16 protein-coding genes are annotated in these 21953 nt (G+C 68.2%); 4 read left to right on the plus strand and 12 right to left on the minus strand.

Annotated elements, in window-relative coordinates:
• The first annotated feature begins 3 nt into the window (after positions 1–3).
• Positions 4–1104 (plus strand): flagellar basal body P-ring protein FlgI, encoded by a 1101-nt coding sequence (locus KTN05_RS08950; RefSeq protein ID WP_217329116.1) that lies wholly within the window; start codon positions 4–6, stop codon positions 1102–1104.
• A 220-nt stretch (positions 1105–1324) separates the two neighbouring features.
• Here KTN05_RS08950 and KTN05_RS08955 read toward each other — a convergent pair whose 3' ends face one another.
• Complete coding sequence (locus tag KTN05_RS08955; protein WP_217329050.1) at positions 1325–9790, minus strand: GH36-type glycosyl hydrolase domain-containing protein; 8466 nt, start codon at positions 9788–9790, stop codon at positions 1325–1327.
• A gap of 260 nt (positions 9791–10050) precedes the next feature.
• Between KTN05_RS08955 and KTN05_RS08960 the strand changes: the two genes are divergently transcribed.
• On the plus strand, positions 10051–11688 hold the full coding sequence (locus tag KTN05_RS08960) for an alpha-D-glucose phosphate-specific phosphoglucomutase (RefSeq protein ID WP_217329051.1): 1638 nt from the start codon (positions 10051–10053) through the stop codon (positions 11686–11688).
• A 13-nt stretch (positions 11689–11701) separates the two neighbouring features.
• Here the strand turns inward: KTN05_RS08960 and KTN05_RS08965 are convergent, their stop codons facing one another.
• Together KTN05_RS08965 and KTN05_RS08970 are read right to left on the minus strand one after the other, a co-directional pair.
• Positions 11702–12115, minus strand: coding sequence for a MarR family winged helix-turn-helix transcriptional regulator (locus KTN05_RS08965; RefSeq protein ID WP_371823319.1), 414 nt, complete (start codon positions 12113–12115; stop codon positions 11702–11704).
• Between the two features lie 160 nt (positions 12116–12275).
• Positions 12276–12563, minus strand: coding sequence for a succinate dehydrogenase assembly factor 2 (locus KTN05_RS08970; protein ID WP_217329053.1), 288 nt, complete (start codon positions 12561–12563; stop codon positions 12276–12278).
• A gap of 147 nt (positions 12564–12710) precedes the next feature.
• Between KTN05_RS08970 and KTN05_RS08975 the strand changes: the two genes are divergently transcribed.
• Positions 12711–13097: a host attachment family protein gene (locus tag KTN05_RS08975; RefSeq protein WP_217329054.1), complete on the plus strand. Its 387-nt coding sequence runs from the start codon at positions 12711–12713 to the stop codon at positions 13095–13097.
• Between the two features lie 35 nt (positions 13098–13132).
• On the opposite strand, the gene KTN05_RS08980 is transcribed toward KTN05_RS08975, so the two are convergent.
• The 6 genes from KTN05_RS08980 to KTN05_RS09005 all read right to left on the minus strand — a co-directional run bounded on the left by KTN05_RS08980 (position 13133) and on the right by KTN05_RS09005 (position 18095).
• Positions 13133–13864, minus strand: a complete 732-nt coding sequence (locus KTN05_RS08980; RefSeq protein WP_217329055.1) for a DUF1045 domain-containing protein — start codon at positions 13862–13864, stop codon at positions 13133–13135.
• 147 nt (positions 13865–14011) lie between these two features.
• Complete coding sequence (locus tag KTN05_RS08985; RefSeq protein ID WP_217329056.1) at positions 14012–14818, minus strand: NAD(P)-dependent oxidoreductase; 807 nt, start codon at positions 14816–14818, stop codon at positions 14012–14014.
• Positions 14815–15645, minus strand: coding sequence for a glycosyltransferase (locus KTN05_RS08990; RefSeq protein WP_217329117.1), 831 nt, complete (start codon positions 15643–15645; stop codon positions 14815–14817). Before KTN05_RS08990 ends, KTN05_RS08985 begins: the two co-directional genes overlap by 4 nt.
• Positions 15646–15647: 2 nt before the next feature.
• Positions 15648–16865, minus strand: a complete 1218-nt coding sequence (locus KTN05_RS08995; protein WP_217329057.1) for an NAD-dependent epimerase/dehydratase family protein — start codon at positions 16863–16865, stop codon at positions 15648–15650.
• Positions 16866–16985: 120 nt separating this feature from the next.
• Positions 16986–17603, minus strand: coding sequence for a UdgX family uracil-DNA binding protein (locus KTN05_RS09000; RefSeq protein ID WP_217329058.1), 618 nt, complete (start codon positions 17601–17603; stop codon positions 16986–16988).
• Between the two features lie 63 nt (positions 17604–17666).
• A complete protein-coding gene (locus KTN05_RS09005) occupies positions 17667–18095 on the minus strand; it encodes a VOC family protein (protein WP_217329059.1) in 429 nt (142 codons plus the stop codon).
• 90 nt (positions 18096–18185) lie between these two features.
• On the opposite strand from KTN05_RS09005, the gene thyX reads away from it, so the two are divergent.
• A complete protein-coding gene (gene thyX, locus KTN05_RS09010; RefSeq protein ID WP_217329060.1) occupies positions 18186–19091 on the plus strand; it encodes an FAD-dependent thymidylate synthase in 906 nt (301 codons plus the stop codon).
• 277 nt (positions 19092–19368) lie between these two features.
• Here thyX and KTN05_RS18665 read toward each other — a convergent pair whose 3' ends face one another.
• The 3 genes from KTN05_RS18665 to KTN05_RS09025 all read right to left on the minus strand — a co-directional run bounded on the left by KTN05_RS18665 (position 19369) and on the right by KTN05_RS09025 (position 21935).
• Positions 19369–20166, minus strand: a complete 798-nt coding sequence (locus tag KTN05_RS18665; RefSeq protein WP_371823315.1) for a class I SAM-dependent methyltransferase — start codon at positions 20164–20166, stop codon at positions 19369–19371.
• A gap of 78 nt (positions 20167–20244) precedes the next feature.
• Positions 20245–21072 (minus strand): alpha/beta fold hydrolase, encoded by an 828-nt coding sequence (locus KTN05_RS09020; protein ID WP_217329062.1) that lies wholly within the window; start codon positions 21070–21072, stop codon positions 20245–20247.
• Between the two features lie 62 nt (positions 21073–21134).
• Complete coding sequence (locus KTN05_RS09025; RefSeq protein WP_217329063.1) at positions 21135–21935, minus strand: enoyl-ACP reductase; 801 nt, start codon at positions 21933–21935, stop codon at positions 21135–21137.
• Positions 21936–21953 lie beyond the last annotated feature (18 nt).

Consider the following 21953-nt stretch of genomic DNA (forward strand, 5'->3'; position numbering starts at 1 on the left):
GCGATGCTGTGGCGATTGCTGGCGCTGGCGATGCTCTGCCTTCCGTCGCTGGCCCATTCGGCGCCCGTGCGGATCAAGGATCTGGTCACGGTTGACGGCGTACGGGGCAACGACCTTGTCGGCTATGGCCTCGTCGTCGGGCTGAACGGCACCGGCGACAGTCTGCGGAACACTCCCTACACCGAAGAAATGCTCGGCGGCATGCTGGAGCGGCTGGGCGTCAATGTCTCGGGCGAGAGCTTTCGGCCGAAGAACGTCGCGGCCGTTCTGGTCACGGCGTCGTTGCCGCCTTTTGCCCGTGCCGGAGGTCAGATCGACGTGAATGTCGCGGCCATCGGGGATGCCAAAAGCCTGCTCGGCGGAACGCTGATCCTGACGCCGCTGAACGCCGCGGACGGGTCGGTCTATGCGGTGGCGCAGGGTTCGGTCATCGCGGGCGGCGTGGCAGCCGAGGGTGAGGCGGCGAGGGTCGTCCAGGGTGTTCCGACGGCCGGCTCCATTCCCTCGGGGGCCAGGGTAGAGCGTGAGGTGAGCTTTGATTTCTCGACGATGACCGGCTTCCGGCTGGCGCTTCGGACGGCGGATTTCACCACTGCGGCGCGGATCGAGGCGGCGATCAACGCCGATCTGGGCGCGCGCGTGGCCGAGTTGCTGGATGCCGGCACGATCGCTATCGATCCGAGCAGCCTGGGAACGGTGAATCCGGCGCGGCTTGCCGGACGGATCGAGAATATCACGGTAGAGCCCGAATCCCGTGCCCGCGTCGTGGTCGATCACCGGTCAGGGACGATCGTCATGGGGGAGGATGTGCGGATTTCCCGCGTCGCGGTCTCGCAGGGCAACCTGACGCTGCGGGTGCGGGAAACCCCGGTCGTCTCGCAACCGAATCCGTTTGCCGAAGGGGAGACGGTGATCGTGCCGCGGACCGATGCGGAGATCACGCAGGAGCCGGGGATCGGCTTTGCCGAGGTGAGCGGGGAGTCCTCTCTGTCCGACGTGGTGGCCGGGCTGAATGCCTTGGGCGTGAGGCCGCGAGAGTTGATCGATATCCTGAAGGCCGTGCACGCGGCCGGGGCGCTGCATGCAGAGTTCGTGGTGAACTGATGCGGGGTGATGCGTGGCACCGACGCGACCGGGCCGTCCGGGCCCCTTGGGGCGCGGCCGTAAAGGACGGGTCGGCCAAGCTGGGAAGGGCCGAGCAGGGTGCGGTCAAGTGGCGCAGCGTCTGACCGAGGAGCCGCGACGGCGGATGCGGGAACGAAACATCGAAAATCACCACCTCCTTGGCGGGCGGCCTGCTGTTCGGATCGAAGCCGTCCGAAAGCTACTCGGGATCATCACCCGAGGACAGGATGGTTTCCAGCGCCGGCGGAGGCTCCTTCCGGGCCAGCCCTCCGCCAGCCCTCACCAGCTTGCCCGGCACGACGGGTTCGCCATCGACTTCCACGATGGGCGCTCCTGCGCGTTCCTGGCGGACCGCCAGATGGTATTCGCGTCCGGCGAGACGCAGCGTTGCGGTGAAGCCGGGCCAGTCCGGGGGCAGGTTCGGGTCGATGGTGAAGCCGCCCGCCCGGCGCTGGATGCCGAGGATGCCCTCGACCGCCGCGCGGTACATCCAGCCGGCGGACCCGGTATACCAGGTCCATCCGCCACGGCCGAGCTTGTCGCGTCCGGCGTAGATGTCGGCGACGGCGACGTAGGGCTCGACCCGGTAGCCGTCGGCCGATCGCGGGTCGGCGGAATGCGAGATCGGGTTGATGGCGTCGAACAGCCGGTGGGCGCGCTGGCCGTCGCCGCTGCGGCCGAGCGCATAGACCATCCACATCGCCGCATGGGTGTATTGACCGCCGTTCTCGCGCACTCCCGCCGGATAGGCCTTGATATAGCCCGGTTCGACATCCGAGCGGGCGAAGGGCGGGGTGAACAGCCGCATCAGCCCGGCATCCCGGTCGAACAGCTGGTCGAGCGCGGCATTGACCGCGGTGGCGGCGCGATCGGGGCGGCCCGCGCCCGAGAGCAGCGCCCAGCTTTGCGCGATCGAATCGATGCGGCATTCCTCGCTTTCGGCGGAGCCGAGCGGGGTGCCGTCGTCGAAATAACCGCGCCGATACCAGGCACCGTCCCAGCCCGCGCGGTCCAGTGCCGCGGCGACGGAGGTGCGGTGCGCCGCCCAGGCGTCGGCTCGTGCGTCGTCGCCCCGTGCGCGGGCCAGCGGTGCGAAGGCGTCGATCGTCGCACAGAGGAACCAGCCCAGCCACACGCTTTCGCCGCGCCCTTCCTCGCCCACGCGGTTCATTCCGTCGTTCCAGTCGCCGCCGAGAATCAGCGGCAGGCCCCGCTCGCCCGTGCGGGCCACGGCAAGGTCCAGCGCCCGCGCGCAATGCTCGTAGAACGGCGCGATCTCGCCCGAAGGCTGCGGGGTCAGGAACAGATCGTGCTGACCCGGCGCAAGCTCGGGACCCGCGATGAATTCCACCGGCTCGTCGAGCAGGCCGGTATCGCCCGTCGCCGCGATGTATTGCGCGGTGATGTGGCCAAGCCACACCACGTCGTCCGAGATCATCGTCCGCACCCCCGCGCCCGAGCGGGGCAGCCACCAATGCTGCACGTCGCCTTCGACGAACTGGCGCGAGGCCGCGTTCAGCAGTTGCTTGCGGCAGAGCGAGGGGTCCTGCAGCAGCATCGCCGCCGTATCCTGCAACTGGTCGCGGAAGCCGAAAGCGCCCGAGGCCTGGTAGAACCCGGTCCGCGCCCGGATGCGGCAGCCGAGCGACTGATAGGGAAGCCAGGCATTGACCATCAGGTCCAGCTTCGGATCGGGCGTTTCCACCTGCAGGCTGCCCAGCAGGTCGCCCCATTCGGCCTCGGCCGCCGCAAGGCCGCGCGCCGCGGCGCCGGGCGCGCGGGTGGCGCGCAGGGTGTCCGGCAGCGTCTCGGCGGTGCCTTCCGCGAGGATCACGGTCGTCGCGGCCGACTGGCCGGGCTCGATGTCGAGCGTCCAGCGAATCGCGGCGCCGGGATCGCCCTCGGTCCCGAGTTCACCCTCGGGCCGCGCCGGAGGCCAGCGGTCCAGCCCCGCCGGGCGCCTCATCGACCCGCCGCGGCCCAGGAAACCCGCGCGCGACGCGGAGACAGCGTCGATCGGCCGGTCGCAGGACAGCGCGACGATGCGGTCGGCGAAATCGGCCGAGAACGGGTTGCGCGCGGTCAGAGCGTTGGCGATCTCGTCGAAGCGGGCGCGGATCATCGGGGCGCTGCGGGCGCGGTCGTTGCCCAGCACCAGTTCCACGAAGGCCGCGCCGCGCAGGCGAAGGCGCCGGTCGGTGCGGTTGTGGACCGTCAGGCGGGTCAGGCGGGCGGGTTGATCTTCGGCCAGCGTCATCACCGCTTCGAGCGCGACCCAGCCGTGATCGGCGGTGAATCGGGAATAGCCCAGCCCGTGCGCGGCCTCGTAGACGGCGCCGTCATCCTCGGCCAGCGCGAGGAACGGCGAGGCGATGCGCCCGGAATCGCGGTCATAGACCCAAAGCCCTTCGCCGGGGCGGTTCACCAGCGGATCGTTCGACCAGGGCGAAATCTGGAAATCGCGCGAGTTGACCGCCCAGCTATAGGGCGCGCCCTCGGCCGAGACGTGGAAGCCGAAGCCGTCCCGCGCGATCACGTTGATCCATGGCTGCGGGGTCGGGCGGTTTCGGGTGGTGCGCACGACGTATTCGCGCCCGCCGGGGGCGAAGCCGCCATAGCCGTTCCAGTAGTCCAGCTGCGATTGCGAGGGCGGGACCGGCCGCGGGTCGCGCGGCTGGTCCCGCCGGGGCGCCGGCCGCAGGTCGGGGACAGGGGCCACGGTGTCGGACAGCCGCTCGATCTGCTCGGCCAGGCGACCGTTGCGGGTATGCAGGACGATCCGGGCCGCGGCGAGCAGGGTCTGGAACGATTCGTCCGAGATCTGGTCGCGCCGCACGGCGTGAAGGTAGCACGGGCCGTCGCGCTGCGGCTCGGCCGCGTCGATCAGCGATTTCAACTGGTGCTGCAGGTCCTGGATATAGCTGCTGGCGCGTTCGTTCAGCACCACGACATCGTGGGAAACGCCGCGCGCGCGCAGGAACTGGTGCATCCGCAGCGCCTGTCGGACGATCGGCAGGTCGCCCTCGTTGTCGATGCGGATCAGCAGGATCGGGTCGTCGCCGGAAATCCCCAGCGGCCACAGCGCCGATTGCGGCCCCATGCGACCGTCGGCGCCGCCTTCCAGCGCAAGGCGCATGTCGGGCCAGATCAGCAGCGCGGCGAAGCGGCGGAAAAGCCGCGCGTCCTCCAGCGAGACGCCGAGGTGGCGCAGCTGCACCTGCGAATAGGTCCAAGCCAAGCGCAGCTCGTTGTCGAAGACCGAGGAGCGGACGTAATGCGCCGCCAGCCGGTCGCGCCTTTCGGCGCTGTCGGCGACCAGCGTCCAGAAGGTCAGCGACACGGTCTTGCCCGCCGGCACACGCACACGGCGGCGAATGGCGAAACAGGGGTCGAGCGTGTGACCCTGTCCGCCCCGCAGCGCCGCGCCGGGATCGAAGGCGACGGGATCGGCGAGGCTGCGCCCGCGGCCGATGAAGTTGCGGCGGTCGGTCTCCGCCTCGGTCGGGGGCATCCCGGCGCTCGTGGAATCGGCGATCAGATGGGCAAAGTAGCGCGCCTGGCCCTTGGGATCGCGCGGCTTGCGCTGCGCCACGATCAGCGCGCCGCCGTCGCGGATCTCGGTTTCCACGAACATCTTGGAGAAGGCCGGATGCGCCCGGTCCGCGGCCGGGGCGTCCAGCACGATCTCGCCATAGGAGGTGATCTCGATCGTGCGGTCGCTGCCCGAGCGGTTGCGCAGGGTCAGGCGGCGGCCGTCGGCGTCGGCCTCGGTCGCGGCGGTGACCTCCAGCCGGCTTTCGATCGCGTTGGCGGTCTTGAAGAACTCGGCCTTGTGGTCCGAGAAGATGGCCGAGGCGCGCTCGTTCGGGCCCGAGCAGGGGGCGGCGCTGGCCGACCACCATTCGTTCGACTTGGCGTCGCGCATCATGATGTAGATGCCGCCGTCGTCGCGGGTCGGGTCGGGCGACCAGCGGTTCACCGCGAAATCGCCCAGCATCGACCGCCCCGCGCCGGTCGAGGAGATCAGCGTCGAGAACCTGCCGTTCGACATCAGCCCGACCTCGCGTTCGGCGGCGGCGGGATTGTCCACCACGGTCAGGGTGTCGCCGGTCGAGATGCCGCTGCCTAGCCCGACATGCGCGCGCGAGGGCGAGCGCGTCACCGGCACGATGTCGCGGGGGGATTTCTCCTGCAGCATCAGCTCGGACGCGCGGACCACGGGGTCGTTGTGGAAGCGGTCGCGGTGGATGCCGTCCAGCACCGCGTTGGCGATGGCCAGGATCGACATGCCGTGGTGGTGGGCCATGACGTTGCGGACGATCGAATGATTGGCCCCGTCGCGCAGGCGCGAGCGGGTGAAGTCCACCGCGTCGTAGAACCCGCGCGGCCCCTCGGCGCCAAGCGCGCGCAGCCCGGCGAGGTTGCGCAGCGCCGCCTGCGGGCGGATCTGGGCCGCCATGATCGAGGCGTAGGGCGCCACCACCTGATCGTTGCCGGGCCGCTTCAGCGCCAGCGCGGGCACCCCAAAGGCGTAATACTGGTAGTTCATGTCGCGGTCGCGGGCGTTGAAGGCGCTTTCGGAAACCCCCCAGGGCAGGCCGCGCGCCCGGCCCCAGTCGATCTGGACATCGACCGCCATCCGGTTGGAATGGTCGAGGATGCCGCCCTGCCGTTCCTTCAGCAGCAGCGGCGGCATCAGATATTCGAACATGCAGCCCGACCACGACAGCAGGGCCGCGTCGTTGCCGATATTGGCGAAGGGCCGCCCCAGCCGGCGCCAGTGCTCCTGCCGCAGATCGCCCTTGGCGACGGCCAGGAACGAGGTCAGCCGCGCTTCGGAGGCGAGCAGGTCGTAGCAGGAATCGTCCAGCTGCTCGGCATCGGGGCGGTAGCCGACCGAAAGCAGCATCTTGTCGGGATCGACCAGCATGGCGAAATCCATCTGGAACGCCAGCATCCGCGCCCGCTCGGCCATCAGCTGGACCCGCAGGGCAAAGGCTTCCAGCGCCTCGCGCCCTTCGGGCTGGCGCTCCAGCACGTCGTCGCAGTGTCGCGCCAAGGCGCGGGCCCAATGGGCGACCTCGGCCCCTTCGCCCAGCAGCAGCGAGCCGTCGAGATCGGCGGCCAGCCGGTCGATGTCGGCGGCCAGCGCGCGCAGCTGGCCGTGGCCGTGACTGCCCCCGCCGCTGCCCGCCATCATCTGCCCAAGGGCGACCGCAAAGCTCGCGATGGCGGTATCGAGGGTGCGGCGCAGTTCGCGCACGGCGCGGCGCGGCGCGGGCAGCCCCTCGACGCGGGAGCGCAGCACGCCCAGCGTGTCGGCGATGCCGCGCAGCCGCGGCTGGCGCACCGCCGCCGCCTGACCCGCCCAGTCGCGCAGCCCCGAGGCAAGCGCGATGAGCGCGCCCGCCAGGTTGCCGCTGTCCACCGACGAGACATAGGGGTGGGGCAGCACGGCCAGCGTGCGGGTGTCATACCAGTTGAAGAAATGCCCCTTGAAGCGGGGCATCCGCTCCATCGTGGACAGCGTTGCGTCGATGCGGCGCAGCGCGTTCTCGACCCCGATCCAGCCAAGATCATGGGCCGACATCGCCGACATCAGGTAAAGCCCGATATTGGTGGGCGAGGTCCGCTCGGCCAGTTTCGGCTGCGGCGTTTCCTGGAAGTTGTCGGGCGGCAGGTGATTGGTGCCCGGACCGACGAATTCGTCGAAGTAGCGCCAGGTCAGGCGGCCGATGCGGCGCAGCTCCGCCACGCCCTCGGGGCTCAGTTGCAGGCGGTCCCGCGTCTCCAGCGGGCGCGAGGCGAGATGCATGATCCACGGCGCGGCGATCCACAGCCCGCCGAGCGCCAGCGCGACCGGCAGCGCGACGGGATTGACGAGGGCCGTCGCGACCAGCGCCAGCACGCCGATCGCGACCGAGGCCCACATCGCGCGATAGGAATTGCCCAGCACCGCGGGGCCGCGCCCGGCTTCCCGCGCGGGGGTCCATTCCAGCAGGTGCCTGCGCGTGACCAGCCGCGCCAGCGTGCGCCCGATCGCGTCCAGCGACCGCGCCGCGCGGTGGGCGATGGTGGTGAGGTTCAGCCCAAGCTCGGTCAGGTAGTTGCGGGCGTCGCGCAGCATCTGCCGCAGGTGATAGCCCGCCGAACTGCCATGCGGGCGCGTGATCACGCTCAGGTCGATCTGCAGGATCGCGACCAGCGCCAGCAGCAGGATCAGCATCGCCTGCCACAGCAGCGGCCATGCGCCGTGCAGCGTCAGCCAGCCGGTGAGCGAGGCCAGCACGAAGCCCGGCGCCACGAGGCTGCGGCGCAGGTTGTCCACCATCTTGAACCGGGCGAGGCCGTCCAGCCCGTTTCGCGGGTTCACGATGAACGGCAGAAGCTGCCAGTCGCCCCGAATCCAGCGGTGCTGGCGGCTCGCCTCGGTCGCGTAGCGCAGGGGGAAATCCTCGACCACCTCGACATCGGTGACGAGCGCGGCGCGGGCGAGGCTTCCCTCGAGCAGGTCGTGGCTGAGGACGGCGTTTTCAGGCATCCGCCCCGCGCCGGCCCGCTGGAAGGCGTCCACATCGTAGATGCCCTTGCCGGTGAAGCTGCCGACGTCGAACAGGTCCTGATAGAGGTCCGAAACGGTGAACACGTAAGGGTCGAGGCCCCGGTTGACCGAAAACACCCGCTGGAACACCGACGCCTCGGCCCCGGTGGTCAGCGACGGGGTGACGCGCGGCTGCATGATCCCGTGACCGCTGACGACGAGGCCGTCCTCGTCGTGAACGGGGCGGTTCACCGGATGCGCCATCTTGCCGGCGAGGGTCGAGACGGCGTCACGGGGCAGGCGGGTGTCGCTGTCCAGCGTCACGACATAGCGCACCCCTTCGGGCGGGGTCGGGCCGGTGGGAAGGAAGGTCGTGACCGTTTCGCCGCGCAACAGGGCGTTCAGCTCCTCCAGCTTGCCGCGCTTGCGTTCCCAGCCCATCCAGACGCCCTCGGCCGGGTTCCACAGCCGCCGCCGGTGGAGCAGGAAGAAGCGGCGCACGCCGCCATGTCCGTAACGGTCGGCCAGTTCCTCGATCCGGTCGATGGCGTGGTCCAGCAGTTCCTGATCGTCCGCCTCGGTCTCGGTCGGGGAATCGCGCCAGTCGGTCAGCAGGGCGAAGCCGACCGCGCCCAAGGGATTCGCGAGGTAGTGCGATTCCAGCATCTGCGCCAGTTCGTCCACCGCGTCGGTGCTGCTGAGCATGCCGGGAATGACGACCAGCGTGCGGGCCTGTTCGGGCACGCCCGCGCGGAAATCCAGCGCCGGCAGCCGCCGCGGCGGGACGATCCGCGAGGTCAGGAAGCCCATCAGCCGCATCGCCGTTTCCGACGCGACCAGCGTCGCCGACAGCAGCAGAAGGCCGAGCGCCCAGGGACCGAGCCCCCGGTCCGGCAGGGCAAGCGCCGCCACCCAGACCAGCAGCGCGGTAAGCGCGGCAAGCGTGATCACAAGCCCCGCGACGCCGGTCGAGCCCATCGCGCGTCCGATCCGCTCGCGCCAGTTCGGGCGGTAGCCGCAGCTTTGCGCGAAGGCCCGGCGCCGGGCGCCGACCAGCAGATGGCCGACCTCGACCGGCGCGCCTTCGGCGGCGCGCAGGCTCGCAGCCTCCAGCGCGCGTTCGGCCACCTGCATCTCGGTCAGGGCCGAGCGGCGGGAAATCCGCTCGATCGTGTCGCGATAGGTGGTGCGGGTCGGCTGGTCGAGCTGGGCGAATTCGCTGTCCTTGGCCAGCAGCGCATCGACGAGGCTGACCCCCTCGAACCAGTCCAGCCAGTCCACGTCGCCCATCCGGCGCAGGCTGCGCATGATGTTGCCGACCGTGACGTTGCTGGTGGACTGGCGGGCGTATTCCGCCTCGACCGCGCGGCCGGCGGCGCCGGGCGTGCCGAGCAGCCGGTCGATCGTCTGCAACGCGACCTGCCCGTTCGAGCCGGCGTCGCGCATCCGATAGAGCAGCTGCGCCGCCACGGTGTCGTCGCGCAGAAGGGCGACGTCGCGTTCCAGCGCGCCGCGGATCTGGTCGCCGCCTTCCAGCGCGGTCAGCTCGTCCGCAAGCTCGTTGGCGTTGCGCCGCCGCTGCCGGGCCACGCCCACGCGGTCGGCCACGCGGCGCAGGTTCTCGATCAGCACATAGCGCAGAAAGGTCGGCACCGCCCAAAGCTCGGCGATGTTCAGGGTGGTCTCGGTCTGGTAGCCGCGCAGGAACTCGGTCAGCGATTCGGGCGAGATTTCCGAGTTGGTGAGCGCGACGTAATACCACGCGATCACCATCGCCCGCGGCGCCGAGCCGCCCTGCGACAGCGGCTGGCGAGGCAGGCGGCGCAGGAAGCGGCGGTTGAACCCGTCCAGAAGCTGGCGCAGGTTCTCCTCGACCATGTGGTGATTGTCGATCAGCCATTCGGCGGCCGGGGTCACGTCCTCGCCCGCCTCGGCCGACGCGACGGTGATCAGGTAGTTGTCGCGGATCGCCTGCTGGTTGCTCTGAAGCCGGCCGATCAGCCGCCGCGATTCGCCCGAGACCGAGGGGTGGTCGGTGCGCGCCAGTTCGCGCCCCGCCTCGAACAGCGAGCGGCCGGTCCAGACGTCGAAACGGATCGGCTGCGGCAGGTCGCTTGCGGCCATGGTCGTCCGGATGCCGTTTGGTCCGATGCCGAAAATGGCCTGCGCCCCCGCATCCCTCTGTCCGAACATATACACGATTCCCGCCGCAAGAACTCTGACGAAGCCCATGGAAGCAGGCCCGTAGCGATAAGGCGAACGCCCGCCCGGTGGCATTGTTCCGGCCCGCCGGACCTGTCGCATCGGCGAGGCCTGAGCTAAGCAGGCGGTGCGAATCCGGGGTGCCGGACCGCCGCCCTTCGACCGCCTGCAAGGAGCTGCCGATGTCCGACCGTATCCACACCGTCCCGACGTCCCCGATCGAGGGGCAGAAGCCCGGCACCTCGGGCCTGCGCAAGAAGACCCGCGTCTTCATGCAGCCGCATTATGTCGAAAACTTTACGCAATCGATCTTCGACGCGATCGGCGGGGTGGACGGCAAAACGCTGGTTCTGGGCGGCGACGGGCGGTATTTCAACCACCGCGCGGCGCAGGTGATCCTGCGGATGGCGGCGGCGAACGGGGCCGCGCGGGTGATCGTGGGGCAGGGAGCGATCCTGTCCACGCCCGCCGCCTCGAACCTGATCCGCGAGCGGGGGGCGGACGGGGGCATCGTGCTGTCGGCGAGCCATAATCCCGGCGGCGAGGACGAGGATTTCGGCATGAAGTTCAACGGCCCGAACGGCGGCCCCGCACCCGAATCCGTGACCGACGCGATCTTCGCCCGTTCGCAGCGGATCGACGGCTACCGGATGCTGGACGCGCAGGACGTGGACCTGACCGCACCGGGCGAAGTCACGCTGGGCGGGATGGCGGTGGAGGTCGTGGACCCGGTCGCCGCCTATGCCGCGCTGATGGAGCGGCTGTTCGACTTCGACCGGGTCCGGGCGATGTTCGCGGGCGGTTTCACGATGCGCTTCGACGCGATGCACGCCGTGACCGGCCCCTATGCGCATGAAATTCTCGAACGGCGGCTCGGCGCGGCGCCCGGAACGGTGCTGAACGGCGTGCCGCTGCCCGATTTCGGCGGCGGCCATCCCGATCCGAACCCGGTCTGGGCGAGGCCCCTGGTCGATCTGATGATGGGCGTGGACGCGCCGGATTTCGCCGCCGCCTCGGATGGCGATGGCGACCGCAACATGATCCTTGGCCGCGGGGTCTATGTCACCCCGTCCGACAGCCTCGCCGTGCTGGCGGCGAATGCCACGCTCGCGCCGGGCTATGCGAAGGGCCTCGCGGGCGTCGCCCGGTCCATGCCGACCAGCCGCGCCGCCGACCGGGTGGCGCAGGCGCTGGGGATCGAGGCGTTCGAGACCCCGACCGGCTGGAAGTTCTTCGGCAACCTGTTGGATGCCGGCCGCGTCACGATCTGCGGCGAGGAAAGCGCCGGCACCGGCTCGGACCATGTGCGGGAAAAGGACGGGCTGTGGGCGGTGCTGCTGTGGCTGAACATCCTCGCCGCGCGGCGCGAATCCGTCGCCGCGATCATGGGGGCGCACTGGGCGCGGTTCGGGCGCGACTATTACAGCCGCCACGACTACGAGGCGGTTCCGTCCGAACGGGCGAACGCGCTGATGGACCGGCTGCGCGGGATGCTGGATGCGCTGCCGGGGCAGGACCTCGCCGGGCTGACCGTCGCGCAGGCGGATGACTTCGCCTATGTCGATCCGGTGGATGGCTCGGTTTCGAGGCAGCAGGGCGTCCGGGTGCTGTTCACCGAGGACAGCCGCGTCGTGTTCCGCCTGTCCGGCACGGGCACCGAAGGGGCCACGCTGCGGGTCTATCTGGAACGTCACGCCGCGCCGGGCGCCGACCACGATCTCGACCCGACCGAGGCGCTGGCGCCGGTGATCGCCGCCGCCGAGGCGCTGGCGCAGATCCGCGAGCATACCGGCAAGGACCGGCCCGACGTTACGACCTGAGGCCGCGCCGCCGTCAGTAGATATAGCGGATCTGTTCGGTCCAGAACCGTTCGATCCGCCGCCACTGCCGGTTCACCTGATCCAGCGGCGGATCGTCCAGCACGCCCGAGGCTTCCAGCCCGTCGGCGTGGCGGGCGAACAGGGCGGCGACGATGTCGCGCACCTCGGTGCCCGTGCCGGACAGCCGGACGCGCACCGAGCGGCGGTCCTGTTCGCAGCGCTGGTGGTGGACATAGCCCATCTGCACCAGCTTCTTGAGATTGTAGCTGACGTTCGAGCCCTGATACATGCCGCGCGAGCGCAGCTCGCCCGCCGACACCTCGGCCCCGCCGAGATTGTAGAGCAGCAGCCCCTGCACCGGGGTCAGGTCCACCCGGCCCAGCCGTTCGAATTCATCCTTGACCAGATCCAGCATCAGCCGGTGCATCCGGTCGAGGATCTGCAGCGTGTCGAGGTAGCGGCCGGCCTGCGACGCCGGGGCGGACGCCTGTGCCGGCCGGTCGTCGCGCTGGATCAGGGCAAATCGGTTCATCGCGGTATCCGTGCTGTTGTCCCTGCAACATGACCCGGAAAGCCCCAAGATTCGGTTAAGCGCCGCCCGGTTTCCCGGAACGTCCCGCGAACCGGGCCACATCGGCCAAAGCCGCGTCCAGATCGGGCGGCCCGGCCGCCTCTCCCCTCGTGCGGGCGGTGATCCAGCCGTAAAGATCGTGATCGTCCTGATCCAGCAGCCGCTCGTGCAGGTCCAGCGCGGGATCGGACAGCTCGGTCATGCGCTGATCGGCGTAGGGGCCGAGGATCAGGTCCATCTCTTTCGTGCCGCGCCGCCAGCTGCGGATGCGCAGCCGCTTCAGCCGTGTCTGCCGGTCTTCCATCATGCGCCCCTCGTGCCGTCTGTCCGCTTGTGGCGCAGGCGGCCGCGGCCGTCAAACCCGCCGGCCCCCTCGCGCCGGATCACCGCATGACGGAACCCCGCCCGTCACCCGGCGTTTTCCGGGCAACAACATGAGAAAGGACAGATCATGCTTGCCCAAAATGCGCTTGTCGTCGTCGCCGATGGCCATCAGGCCGTGCTGTTCCGCAACGTCGCCAGGCACGGGATCGAGCTTGAGGAGCAGGACCGCATGGCGCCGGCGCATCTGCAGGACGAAAGCCAGGGCCGCCAGCCCGAGGAGACCACGCCGCGCGACGAGGACGAGGCGACCTTCGCCAAGCAGGTGGTCGAGAAGCTGAACCAGATGGTGCTGCAGAACAAGATCGAGGAGCTTGCGGTGATCGCCGATCCCAGCACGCTTGGGGTGATGCGCAAGCATTACCACAAGATGCTGGAGCAGAAGATCGTCAAGGAAGTGCCCAAGACGCTGACCTCGGCCACCGGCGAGGCGATTGCGAACGCGCTGCGGGACTGACGCGGCGCATAGGGGCGGGGACGTTTCAGGCCCCGTCAGCCCTTCAGGGGCACGCAGTCGCGCAGGTGAAAGAAACCGGCGGCGTCCTCTTCCAGCAGCCACATGCGGTCGATGCGCCAAGGGGAAGGAACCTTGCCCGCGAAATGCCGCTCGGCCGCGCCCCGCACGGCGGCGTGATCCTCGGCGGGCAGCGGGTCCGACAGGGTCAGGTGCAGCCGGAACTCGTCCAGCACGTAAGGATAGCCGAACCGGGCCAGCATCTCCTGCTGGCGCGGGGTCAGCGCGCCGGGGTTGCGGCGGGTGATCTCCTGCTCGGTCAGCGGGCGGCGCAGATGGTCGAGGTCGCGGACGATGGCCGCGGCGAGGTCGGACAGTGCGGCGGTGTTCCGGGCCGGGCGGAAATGCAGAAACTGGCCGGGCTCGCTGAGCGTCAGGTCGATCTCGACCGGGGCGAGGCGGGCGCAGCTGTCCTTCAGCGCGGCCAGCAGGTCACCGTGGCTCGCGCCCTTAGCAAGCCTCATCGGCGCCTTGATGGTGGCGTGAAAGCCGTAGCGCTGCGGGCGGGTGGTCAGTTCCGGCAGCGGGCGGGGCAGGTCGGGGTAGCCCGGCTGTTCCAGCAGCCTGCCGCTGACGACGTCCCAGCCGAGCCAACGCGCCCCCGCCGCCGCGAAATCCCCTTCGGGCATCGCATAGATCGCGTAGCGCGGCTCATGCGGGCGGGCTTTCTGCGGTTCGGGGGCGGTGGAGATGTCGGTCTGGCTGGTCATGTCGTCGTCCGTGTTCTTCTGCCCGGATGATCGGGCGCGGCAGGTTAGGAAAACCCGCCAGCTATCGCAACTTGATGAAGATCAATCATAAGTTGAGCGGATGGTTCCATCTCATGCGCCGCTTGACGCCGCGCGGCGGATGGCGGGTCAGGCGAGCATGGCGGGCAGGTCGGCGCGCAGCCGCTCCATCCCGCCGGGGCGCCAGCCGAGGGCGTGGAGCCGCGCGCAGGACATGACGGACACGGCTGACGCATCGGCGCGGTCCGGCAGCGGGTGGCCGCAGCCGGTCAGCCGCGCCACCTCGGCCAGCAGGTCGCGCCGGTCCAGCACGAGATCCGAGGCGTTGAACGCGCCGCGTCCGTCCGAGTCGAGGATCAGCAGGATGGCGGCGGCCAGATCGTCCCCATGCAGTTCCGTGCCCACACGCGGCGCGACCGGGCGGCCCGAGAGGTAATCGTCGAACAGCCCGCGCCACTTGTGGCCCTCGCCGGGGCCGTAGATGCCGGTGGCGCGGATGCTGGCGGGGGCGAAATCGGGGGTTTCCATCGCGAACAGCGCCTGCTCGGCCTGCGCCTTGACCTTGCCGTAAAGGCTGGCCGGACCCGGCGGGGTGCCGTCGGGCAGGGGCGTTCCGGCGGGCAGGCTGTCATAGACGGCGCGGGAGGAGAGGAAGACAACCGCGCGGAGGCCCGCCTGCTGCGCGTCGTGGAACAGCCGGACCGAGCCGTCGAGATTGGCGGCGGTGAAGCCGTCCGGGTTGTTGCCCTCGCCGTCGCGATATCTGCCGGGGGCGTGGGAGAAGGCGGCGTGGATCAGCGCCTCGCACCCCTCCAGCGCGGCGGGCCGGCCGAGCCGCCAGCCGGGCAGGGGGGCGATTTCGTGCCCCGCCCCGGCCAGCGCGCGGGCGATGAAGCGGCCGACGAGGCCGGATGCGCCGGTCAGGGCGATCTTCATCGCGGGTCGGGCAGGGTGCGGCTGTCGGGGATGTCCGCGCCGTCCGCATAGGCGCGCCAGAGGTCGATCAGCGGGCGCAGCTTCCCGGCCTTGGCATGGTCCTGCCACGGCTTTTCATACTGGAAATGCAGCACTTTGACATCCTGCCAGCGCCAGAGTTCCGGCATGGCGAACCAGACATATTGCAGCATGTTGCAGAACACCGGCAGGCCGTGCCAGTCGGGGAAGTAGTGTTCAAGGAATGTCTGGTCGGTGCGCCGCCAGAACACGCCGGGCACGTCCAGCTTTGTCAGCATGTCTTGATACGTCGCCTGCGAGGGGCGGGCGGTGAAGACGCCGGAATTCATCCGGTGGAAATCGGCAAGGCTTTCATAGACGTTCGGCGCGGCGCAGAACTGGGGATAGTCGAACAGCTTGTCGATGTTCTGAAGCACCAGCGCGTCGGCGTCGATGAACACCACCCGCTCGTAATCCAGTTGCCACAGCCGCAGCTTGGCGAAGTTGTCGAGCGGGGTGTGGAAGGGCGGCTTCTCGCCCTTGGTGAAAGCCGCCCGCCCGTGCAGCGCGTCTCGGGCATGGGCGGCGTTGAACTCGGGACTGGTCGGCAGCAGATCGCAGCGGACCAGCCGCGCCCCGAGGGCCGACAGGGGCGCGAGGTCGGCTTCGGCCACGTCCGTGTGCAGCACGCAGATGTCGGCATCCGTGCCCGACAGGACGATGGAACGCACCAGCGCCCGCGCCCCCAGCGCGTAATCGGCATTCGTCACCAGCGTCACGAAGGCCCGGTCGGACCGCGCGGGGCGGTCCGCCGACAAGCCCTGCGGCAGCGTCACGAGACGGACTTGAGCCGCTTGCCTTCGGGGTCATGCTCGACCCGGCGGGCAATGTCCTTGGTCCAGGCCGATACGGCGGGCACGCGCGTGCGGTCGATGCGGTGGGCGTATTTCTTCGCCACGTCCACCACCTCGGCCAGCAGCCCTTCCTGAAGCGTGATCGGGTTCAGGCCGAGGGCGAGGAACTGGTCGTTCTTCACGATCAGGTCGTTCTCGTCGGCCTCTTTCCGCGGGTTGGGCAGATAGGCGACCTTCCCGCCCGCCAGCTTCGCGACCATCTCCGCCAGATCGCGGACGCGGTGCGTCTCGGTCATCTGGTTGAAGATCTTGACCCGCTCGCCCGCCTCTGGCGCATCGCCGAGCGCCAGTTCCACGCAACGCACCGAATCCTGGATGTGGATGAAGGCGCGGGTCTGGCCGCCGGTGCCGTGGACCGTCAGCGGATAGCCGATCGCCGCCTGAATAAGGAAGCGGTTCAGCACCGTGCCGTAATCGCCGTCATAGTCGAAGCGGTTGATGAGCTGCTCGTGCCGGCGGGTCTGGTCGGTATGGGTGCCCCAGACGATCCCCTGATGCAGGTCGGTGATCCGCAGCCCGTCGTTCTGGGCATAGAACTGGAACAGGATCTGATCGAGGCTCTTGGTCATGTGATAGACCGAGCCGGGCCGCGTCGGATACAGGATCTGCTGCGGCTTCTTGCCCGAGGGCGTGTCGATCTCGATGTCGAGATAGCCTTCCGGGATCGGCGCGCCGACCGAGGAATAGCCATAGACGCCCATCGTCCCCAGATGGATCAGATGCGCATCGATGCCGGTTTCCACCAGCGCCGCCAGCAGATTGTGCGTGGCGCTGACGTTGTTGTCGACGGTGTAGACCTTGTGGCGGTCGGTCTTCATCGAATAGGGCGCGGCGCGCTGTTCGGCGAAGTGGATCACCGCGTCGGGCTTGTGGTCCGACAGCCACTGCTTCAGCCGCTCGTAGTCCTTGGCGAGGTTCAGCAGGTGGAAATGGATGACGTTGCCGCTTTCCTGCTTCCAGATCCGGCAGCGTTCCTGAATGGAATCCATGGGCGTCAGCGACTGCACGCCAAGCTCGGTGTCGATCCAGCGGCGGGACAGGTTGTCCACGATATGGACCTCGTGGCCCAGGTTGGACAGGTGCAGCGAGGTGGGCCAGCCCACGAACCCGTCGCCGCCGAGAACTGCGATCCGCATGTCGGACTCCTTCGTCTATGCGCGTCTGCCGGGCCTTAGCGACAGACAGGGACGCTGTCGAATGAAGATATGACGACAGCCTGATGGTTTCGTGACGGTCTGCCAATATCCGCCGGCCGGTCAGGCGACAAGCTCTGCCGCCAGTTTCAGGTCGTCGAGAAGCTGCGCCCGCGCCCGGTCCGCCGCCCCGCGGTTGGGGACGCGCAGGATGTAGGAGGGATGCCAACTGAGCAGGACCGAGCCGGTTTCCGTCTCCTCGACCTTGCCGCGGCGTTTGGTGATGCCCTCCTTCCGGCCGGTCAGCGCGTAAGCCGCGGTGCCCCCCAGCGCGAGCGTCAGCTTCGGCTGGATGAAGCGCTGCTCGATCCCCAGCCACCAGTGGCAGGCGTCGATTTCCGGCCGGTCGGGATTCTGGTGCAGCCGCCGCTTGCCGCCGCGCGCGGTGGTCTTCACCGTGAACTTGAAGTGCTTGACGGCATTCGTCATCCACACCTTTTCACGGGGCAGGCCCGCGCGTTCCATCGCCTCGGCCAGGATGTCGCCCGCCGGGCCGACGAAGGGCCGGCCCTGCAAGTCCTCCTGATCGCCCGGCTGCTCGCCCACGATCATCAGCCGCGCATCCGGCGAACCCTCGCCCCAGACGGTCTGCGTCGCGTGGCAGTAAAGATCGCAGCGTGTGCAGTGCTGCGCGGCCTCGGCGGCTTCCTCGAGCGTCGCGTAATCGGGCTGGTCCGGCATGGCGCGTTCCTCATCGGGTTGCCCCAACGGAACGCGCCAGCGCCGCGCTTCGTTCGCGCAGGCTCACCAGTGGCCGGTATTCTCCATGCTCGCCCACGGCTCCTGCGGCGGCAGGCTCTCGCCCTTCTGCAGGAACTCGATCGAGATGTTGTCGGGGCTGCGCACGAACGCCATATGCCCGTCGCGGGGCGGCCGGTTGATCGTCACGCCGTTGTCCATCAGGTGCTGGCACATCGCGTAGATGTCGCCCACCTCATAGGCCAGATGCCCGAAATGGCGGCTGTCCGAGGGCAGCCCCTCGTCGCCGTCCCAGTTGTATGTCAGCTCGACGGGCGTCTCCTCGCCGCCCTCGGGCGCCATGTAGACCAGCGTGAAGCGGCCTTTCTCGCTTTCGATGCGTTTGATCTCGCGCAGGCCCAGCAGGCCGAAGAAGCGCATCGAGGCGTCCAGGTCGAGCACGCGCACCATCGTGTGCAGGTAGCGGATTTCCATCGTGGTTCCTTTCCCGTTTGTCGCCGGCATCCTTTCACGGCTGGCGCGGCTCCGCTAGACAGGCGGCCGACAACCGGAAAGGACCGCCCGATGCCGCTGACCCCCGAACAGCAAGCCGAGATCGACGACGCCCGCAGCGCCCCGCGCCCCACCCTGCGCGCGGTCAGCGAAGGGATGGAGCGGCACCTGTATGCGGCCCACCCGGTGCTGGACCACGGGCTGATCCGGGTCATCGACTACATGGGCGACGACAGCGCCATCGTGCAGGCGGCGCGCGTCAGCTATGGCCGGGGCACGAAAGCCGTGTCGAACGACGAGGGGCTGATCCGCTATCTGATGCGGCACTGGCACTCGACCCCGTTCGAGATGTGCGAGGTGAAATTCCACGTCAAGCTGCCGGTCTTCGTCGCCCGCCAGTGGATCCGCCACCGGACGGCGAATGTGAACGAATACTCCGCCCGCTATTCGATCCTCGACCGCGAATTCTACATTCCCGCGCCCGAGCAACTGGCCGCACAATCGACGGTCAACAATCAGGGCCGCGGCGAGGTGCTGTCGGGCGACGAGGCGCAGCGCGTGCTGGACCTGCTGCGCGAGGATTCGATGCGCGCCTATGACCATTACGAGGGGATGCTGAGCCAGGACGGCCAGCAGGGGCTGGCGCGGGAACTCGCGCGGATGAACCTGCCGGCGAATATCTATACGCAATGGTATTGGAAAACCGACCTCCACAACCTGTTCCATTTCCTGCGCCTGCGGGCGGATGTCCACGCGCAATACGAGATCAGGGTCTATGCCGAAGCGATGTGCCGGATCGTGGCGGACTGGGTGCCGCTGGCGTATGGGGCATTCGAGGATTACCGGCTGGGCGGGGTGTCGCTTTCGGGCAAGGCGGTCGAGGTGCTGAGGCGGCGGCTGGCGGGGGAGGTGGTGACGGCGGAGAGCAGCGGGATGAGCAAGGGCGAGTGGCGGGAGTTTGTGGGGGTGTGGGGGTGACCCAAAGCGCGGTCACGAAATTATGTCTGAAGAAAGGAAGGATTTTCATGAGAAATGACGCAACTATTTCCGGTAAGCATAATGTCTCTTTGAGTCCTTGCGAGCTTTACGCCAAAGATTTTCAGCGCAATCGCTCGATCGGAATAACGCAGGAGGAATGGGCGGATCACTGGAGAGAGCTTCATGTCGCAGCCGAAAAGAATGGCCGCTCTTGCCCGTGCGGATGGATAACGAAGCACTCATCCGATGGCCGCATCGTAACTAAAAGCTAAAATAACTAGCTTCTGGATAGAAGTATTGCGTCCTGAAAGTCATGTGCTACTATATCCCCACGCCAAGACCCGCGAAAGATCTCGCAAATGGATAAGCCAGCATCGTGAGCCATTCTTTGCAGTCCTACGATATCGTAGCCCACGGCCATCTCTGGCTCTGATCGGGAAGCAACATAAGCCAGGCCAATCCGGTTGCTGAACTTGAAGGCCGCACGGGAATGGGCTTGGTCATCAACTATAAATGCGGTCAGGTAGACTCGGCCTCCTTGGCTTAAACACCTGCCAATTTCCTTTAGATAGTTGCGCGCACTTGCTTCAGTAAGGTGAGTAAATACTGAGGTGGCGAACACTAGATCGAGGGAGTCAGATGTCTGCGGGAAAACAAATTGTTCCGCGGGTACTCGGCCGAACGGATTGTAGAATGAATTACGGATGTCCACGTGAGTCAGTTTGAAGTTCGGCTTTTCGCGTAGAGTTTTTCTGGTCCATGAGACGCCGTACCGAACGATATCAAATCCACTATAGTCCAGACTAGGAAAGCGCCGGGCGAGTGGAAGGGCGAGCCGGCCGATGCCACAACCTACATCCATTACACGGTCCTCGGCCGATAGTCGGGCTCTGGATACTAAGAGGTCCACCTGCTGTTCGCCGATCTCACGGAAGTTTCCGCCACCTGCAAAATTGATCGGCTCAGGAGGGACGCCCATCCTTCCGTCCAGAAGAGTGGAGTTTCTAATTATCACATCAAGGACAGGCGCCGCGATGCCATACTTGAGAATTCGCAGTATTTTAGCAAGTGACATTGCAGATCAGACCCGGCCTTTCTAAGCTGTAGAGCGTTGTTCGTGTAGGATGCGCGCTAATGCGCACCTCCACGCTCCCTACCGCATTCTCCCCACCCACTCCCTGACCACCGCCACACTCTCCCCCTCATCCAGCCACGGAATATGCCCCCGCCCCGGCACCTTCCCGTAGATCATGTCCGGCCGCCGCCGCCGCATCTCCGCCACCGCGTCCTCGCCCAGCAGGTCCGAGCCCGCGCCGTGGATCAGCGCCAGCGGCAGCCCCTCCATCGCGTCGAACAGCGGCCAAGCCGTGGCGTCGGGGTTCTTGAACGCCGCCAGGAACGCGTCGCGCAACGCGGGGTCGTAGGTCAGCTCCACGCCGTCCTCGACCTGCCGGTAAAGCCGCGCGGCCTCCTCCTCCCACCGCCCCGCAGGCACCTCGCCGAAGCCCTTCAGCGACGAAGGCAACCGCTCCGCCACCTCGGCCAGTGTCCGGGCCGAGGGCCGGCGGCCCACATACTCCATGATCGCCTCCAGCCCCTCGCGCCGCAGCTGCGGGCCGACATCGTTCAGGCAGACCCCCAGCAGCCGGTCCTTCGCCACCGCCGCCAGATACATCGCGATCAGCCCCCCGCGCGAGGTGCCGATCACCGCCGCCCGGTCGATCCCCAGATGATCCAGCAGCGCCAGCGCGTCCGCGCCCTCGACCGGAACGGTATAGCTCTCGGCCCCCGTCCAGTCCGACTGCCCGCGCCCGCGGTAATCCATGCGGATCATCCGGCAATCCGCCAGTGTCGGCGCCAGGTAGTCGAAATCGTCCATGCTGCGGGTGAGGCCCGCAAGGCACAGCACCGGCAGCCCCGCGCCTTCGTCGCGGTAAGCCAGCCGCGCGCCATCCGCCGCGGTGAAGAACTGCGTCGCCATTCGACCCTCCCATCTTCTGTCTGGAAATATCCCGGGGTCCGGGGCAGCGCCCCGGTCCGGCGTCAGATATTGTCGGGCTGCGGCATCCCCAGCACGTGATAGCCGCTGTCCACCATCACCACCTCGCCCGTGGTGCAGGCGCCCCAGTCGGACGCCAGCCACACCGCCGTCCCGCCGATCGCCTCCAGCGTGGCGTTGCTGCGCAGGGGCGCGTTCGCCTCGGTATGGCGATAGGTCTTGCGCGCGCCGCCGATGGCCGCGCCCGCCAGCGTCCGCATCGGGCCGGGGCTGATGGCGTTGACGCGGATGCCGTCGGGGCCGAGGTCGTTGGCCAGATAGCGCACCGCCGATTCCAGCGCCGCCTTGGCGACGCCCATCACGTTGTAGAACGGTGTCACCCGGTTCGACCCGGCATAGGTCAGCGTCAGGATCGTGCCGCCCCCCGGTTCGTTGGCGGCCATCAGGGGCAGCGCGCGGCGCGCCACCTCGATCAGCGAATAGCACGAGATATCCAGCGAGTTCTTGAAGTTCGCCCGCGTCGTGTTGACGAACCGGCCGGTCAGCTCGTCCTTGCTGGAATAGGCGATGGCGTGGACGATGATGTCCAGCCGCCCCCAGCGTTCCGTCAGCGTGCCGAAGGCCGCGTCCAGCGAGGCGTCGTCGGACACGTCCACGTCCAGCAGCAGGTCCGAGCCGAGCGAGGCGGCCAGCGGCTCGACCCGCTTGCCGAATGCCTCGCCCTGGTAGGTGAAGGCCAGCTCCGCCCCCTGCGCGGCCAAGGCCTGCGCGATGCCCCAGGCGATCGAATGGTCGTTCGCGACCCCCATGACAAGGGCGCGTTTCCCCTCGAGCAATCCGGGCATGATGTGAACCTCTGCGTG

This window comes from Paracoccus sp. Z118 (assembly GCF_019061185.1).
In the GTDB taxonomy this organism is placed as follows: Bacteria; Pseudomonadota; Alphaproteobacteria; order Rhodobacterales; family Rhodobacteraceae; genus Paracoccus.